This is a genomic window from Thiocapsa sp., assembly GCF_011390875.1.
In the GTDB taxonomy this organism is placed as follows: Bacteria; Pseudomonadota; Gammaproteobacteria; order Chromatiales; family Chromatiaceae; genus Thiocapsa.
On record NZ_JAABRP010000024.1, the window covers coordinates 1 to 4082 of the forward strand.

The 4082-nt window shown below is 66.2% G+C and carries 3 protein-coding genes and 1 pseudogene; 2 read left to right on the plus strand and 2 right to left on the minus strand.

Going from position 1 to position 4082, the window contains the following annotated elements; genetic code table 11:
- The coding region (locus GPT33_RS03270; RefSeq protein WP_296805842.1) for a bifunctional TVP38/TMEM64 family protein/FAD-dependent oxidoreductase at positions 1-1434 on the minus strand (1434 nt) is incomplete at its 3' end.
- A 411-nt stretch (positions 1435-1845) separates the two neighbouring features.
- On the opposite strand from GPT33_RS03270, the gene GPT33_RS03275 reads away from it, so the two are divergent.
- Entirely contained in the window at positions 1846-2022 is a 177-nt protein-coding gene (locus GPT33_RS03275) for a hypothetical protein (RefSeq protein WP_296805843.1), read from the plus strand.
- Positions 2019-3896, plus strand: a complete 1878-nt coding sequence (locus GPT33_RS03280) for a serine hydrolase domain-containing protein (protein ID WP_296805844.1) — start codon at positions 2019-2021, stop codon at positions 3894-3896. Before GPT33_RS03275 ends, GPT33_RS03280 begins: the two co-directional genes overlap by 4 nt.
- Here GPT33_RS03280 and GPT33_RS03285 read toward each other — a convergent pair.
- Positions 3875-4082, minus strand: a pseudogene (locus GPT33_RS03285) (hypothetical protein); the annotation flags it as partial. The gene GPT33_RS03280 and the pseudogene GPT33_RS03285 overlap by 22 nt on opposite strands.

The following is a 4082-nucleotide window of genomic DNA, read 5'->3' on the forward strand; positions in this document are numbered from 1 at the left end:
GCGCTGCTCTCCGTCCACCACCTCGCAGCGCAGGGTCCGGGTGTGGGTCAGCAGGCGCACCCCGTCCTCGCGCAAGGCCGCCTCGATCAGCGCGATGGTGTCCTCGTCCTCTTTGGGCAGGATGCCCGAGCGCGCGACCTGGGTCACCCGGCAGCCGATGGCCGCAAACGCCTGGGCCAGCTCGCAGCCGATCGGCCCGCCGCCGAGGACGAGGAGCCGCTCCGGCTTCTCGGTGATCGACCAGAGGTCCTCGGAGGTCACATGACGCACCCGATCGAGCCCGGGAAGGTCGGGGATGGTCGGGGCGGCACCGGTGGCGATCACGATCGCGCGACTGGTCAGGGTCCGCGCACCCGTGGGCGTGTCGATCTCCACGCTCCAGGGCGAGACGAGCCGTGCCCGACCCCGGATCACCTCGACGCCCAGCGCGGTATAGCGCTCTACCGAGTCGTGGGGCTCCACCTCGGCGATGACCCGATGCACGCGCCCCATGATCCGCGCGAAGTCGGCCTCGGCGCTCGCCCCGACGACGCCGAGACGCTCGGCCCGTCGGACTTGGCGCAGAAATCGCGCGCTGCGGATCAGCGCCTTGGAGGGGACGCAGCCGGTGTTGAGACAGTCTCCGCCCATCCGATGGCCCTCGATCAGCGTGACCTTCGCCTTCACCGCCGCGGCGATGTAGGCACTCACCAGACCACCTGAACCGGCACCGATCACGACAAGATTGCGATCGAAGCGACGGGGCTTCGGCCAAGCGGCATAGACCCGGCGCGCCTTGATCCGATCGACCACCCGTTTGGCCAGCAGCGGAAAGACGCCGAGCAGCGCAAAGGAGCCGAGCAGGGCGGGGGAGAGGATCCCCGACAGGCTGTCGAGCCGCGCGAGCTGGGTGCCGGCATTCACATAGACCACGGTCCCGGCAAGCATGCCGACCTGACTCACCCAGTAGAAGGTGAAGGTCTTGATCGGTGTCAATCCCATCAGCAGATTGATCACGAAGAAGGGAAAGACGGGCACCAGCCGCAGGGTGAACAGGTAAAAAGCCCCGTCTTTTTCGATGCCCGTATTGAGCGTGGCCAGACGCGCGCCGAAGCGTCGCTGCACCGCATCGCGCAGCACAAACCGCGAGACCAGAAAGGCCAGGGTCGCGCCGATGCTGGACGCGAAGGAGACGATCAGGGTGCCCACTCCCAAGCCGAAGAGTGCGCCGGCGGCGATCGTCATGACGGCGGCCCCCGGCAGGGACAAGGCAGTCACCGCGACATAACCGGTGAAGAAGGCACCGATGACCAATATAGGGCGCGCCGCATACCAGGCGTCGAAGCCCTCTTGACTTGTCTTCAGAGCATCGAGGGTCAGGTAGCGGTCCAGGCCGAAGGCGAAAAAGGCCCCGACCGCCACCACGATGACCAGCAACAGGACGAGCTTCTTCATGGGTGTTCTCCGGGGTCACGGGTCTGATGGGTGGTCGAGGGACCGGGTGCTCGGTCGGGCGTTGATCATTCCGTCTCTTCCCGAGAGAACGCTCGATGGCGGTTTCTTTCATCGCCATCGTCACGCGCGTCATTGGATCAGAAAACCGCCGGGGCGCGACCGAGTGACGATCCCGAGTCCGATGCCACGATTCGATGTCACGAAACGTTGAATGGCCGTCATGCTTCGTTCAACCGGATCGGGTGGGAGAGCGGCAGCTCCGGTCTCCTGGAGGAGTCTTAGATACTGTTCTAAAAGGGAAAAGTTCGGGCCATGTGAAGCTGGCATGGCGACTGCTGTATCACCGTCAAGCAACGACGACAGGTCGCTGCAAGCACGACGATCCGAACCCATCCAATCAGGAGCACGACCATGACCATCACCAAATCCGCACTCGCATTCGCCGTGACGCTGTTCGCCGCCAATATCGCCGCCGATTCCGTCTACCAGGGTCTCGCCGACGGCAATCCGGATCTCTTCGCACACTCCCGCGAATCGGTCCCGGCGGTCGGGATCCAACCCGGCGTCGGCGACAGCTTCGATCTATGAGTGAATCGAGATTCACGCCGATCGATCGCCGACGCTTTCTCGCCGCCGTGTTGGCGGGCTCGTCCGGGTTGAGCTGGTCCGCTTCGACCCGATCCGGCGGAACGCCTCGTACGGACCCGCCTGCCTCTGCCTCTGCAACCGCCCTCTTGCCCGACACGGACGCCCACGTGCGCGCCATCCGCGATGCCCTGACGCCGCAGATCATCCAGGCGCAGGCCCGTTTCAAGATCCCAGCGCTCAGTCTCGCGCTGGTCAACACCGATCGGACCCTCTGGGCCGAAGGCTACGGTCTGGCCGATGTCGAGGCCGGAATCGCCGCCACCGCCGCGACCCGCTACCGCGCCGGCTCGCTGGCCAAGCCCCTCACCGCCGTTGCCGTCATGCAGCTGGTCGAGTCCGGGCGGATCGATCTGGATCAGCCCCTGTCGGCCTATCTCGAGGGGTTCTCCGTGCGCACGCGGGTGGCGAGCCCGGAGGCGTCCGTCAGCGCACGCAATCTGCTCTGCCACCACAGCGGTCTGCCGACCGACCTGACCAAGGGGATGTGGACGGACGAGTCCTTTACGCGCGTCGTCGAGTCACTGCGCGAGGAGTACGCCGCCTTTCCGCCCGAGCTGGTCTTCTCCTATTCCAACCTCGGCTACAGTCTTCTGGGGCATCTCGTCGCCATCGTCTCGGGTCAGCCCTTCGAGCGTTATATGAATACGCATGTGCTGGGGCCGCTGGGCATGAACGACACCCGCTTCCTCGCGCGAACCTCGCCCGCGAGCGCCCGCGGATACCGCGAGGGCGCGCCGATCACGCTCTTGCCGGTGCGCGATCTGCCGGCCCACGGCATCGAGACCTCCGCTGCCGACCTGAGTCGTCTGATGTGTGCGCTGCTCGGCGGCGGACAGCTTGACGGTCACCAGATCCTCGCGCCGAGCACGGTGGAGGCGATGTCCGAGGTCCAGAACCCGGACAACCTCCTGGATATGGAGATCTTCAACGGCTTGGGCTGGTTTCTCGAGCAGGACACGATCCCGAGTTGCGGGCGCGTGCTCCGCCACGGCGCCACGACGCCCGGATTCGCGGGCGAATGCATCCTCTTGCCCGAGGAGGGTTTGGGCATTGCCGTGTTGGCCAATGCCGACGGTGCCCGCAGCGTCATCAAACGGCTGGCCGAGGAGACCCTGAGCCGCGTGTTGAGCGCCGCGCCTCAGCCGGTCTCCGCGCAGCTGTTCCTGGCGCCGGCCGAGCGCTCGCCCGGGCCGGCGCCCGTGGCGGCACTCGAAGGCGACTATGCGACCGATCTGGGCCTGATCGCCTTTCGACCCGAGCAAGCCACCCTCTGCGCCTGCCTCTCGGGCGATACCTTCGGACTCGTGCCGCTGCCCGAGGGCTGGTTCGGGATCGCGCCGGACAGTGTCGAGACCTTGCCGCCCGCTTTTCGCCCGCTCGCCGACATGCAGTTTCAGACCCAGCACCGCGACGGGCGCGAGGTGGTGATCGCGCGACGCGGCGATCGCGAGATGCTGCTCGGGGAGAAGGCGCCTGCGCCCGAGACGAGCCCGTCCTGGAGTGCGCGTGTCGGCACCTACGCGATCCTCAACGCCGATCCCGGTTTTCCCGTCGTCGATGTCGAGCTCAAGCTGCGCGAAGGCCATCTGTGTTTCAGCTACCGCATGCCGCATCTCACCGCCGCGGCGATTCAGGTGCCGCTGCGTGCGGTTTCCGAGGACGAGGCGATCATTCTCGGACTTGGACGGACCCGCGGCGAGACCCTGCGGATGATTCGCGACGACGCCGGCGAGGAGCGGCTGCGCTTCTCCGGGCTGATCGGACGCAGAACAAAGCCCGATCGTGCGCCGGTTTATGCCAAGAGCCGCCGATAGCTTTCCCAGGTGGCATAACCCAGAACGGGGAAGAGCACGATCATGCCGACAAACAGTGTCAGGATCCCGATCCCGCTCGCGGCGACGATGAGCGCCGCCCATGCGGTCATGGCCGACAGGTTCGAACGTACGGCGTGATAGCTGGTTTGCATCGCGGTGATGGGTCCGGCGTCTCGGTCGAGGATC

Bases quoted from the DNA above. Each gene is read 5' to 3' on its own strand.
- GPT33_RS03275 (WP_296805843.1), top strand. From the start codon at position 1,846: ATGACCATCACCAAATCCGCACTCGCATTCGCCGTGACGCTGTTCGCC.
- GPT33_RS03280 (WP_296805844.1), top strand. From the start codon at position 2,019: ATGAGTGAATCGAGATTCACGCCGATCGATCGCCGACGCTTTCTCGCC.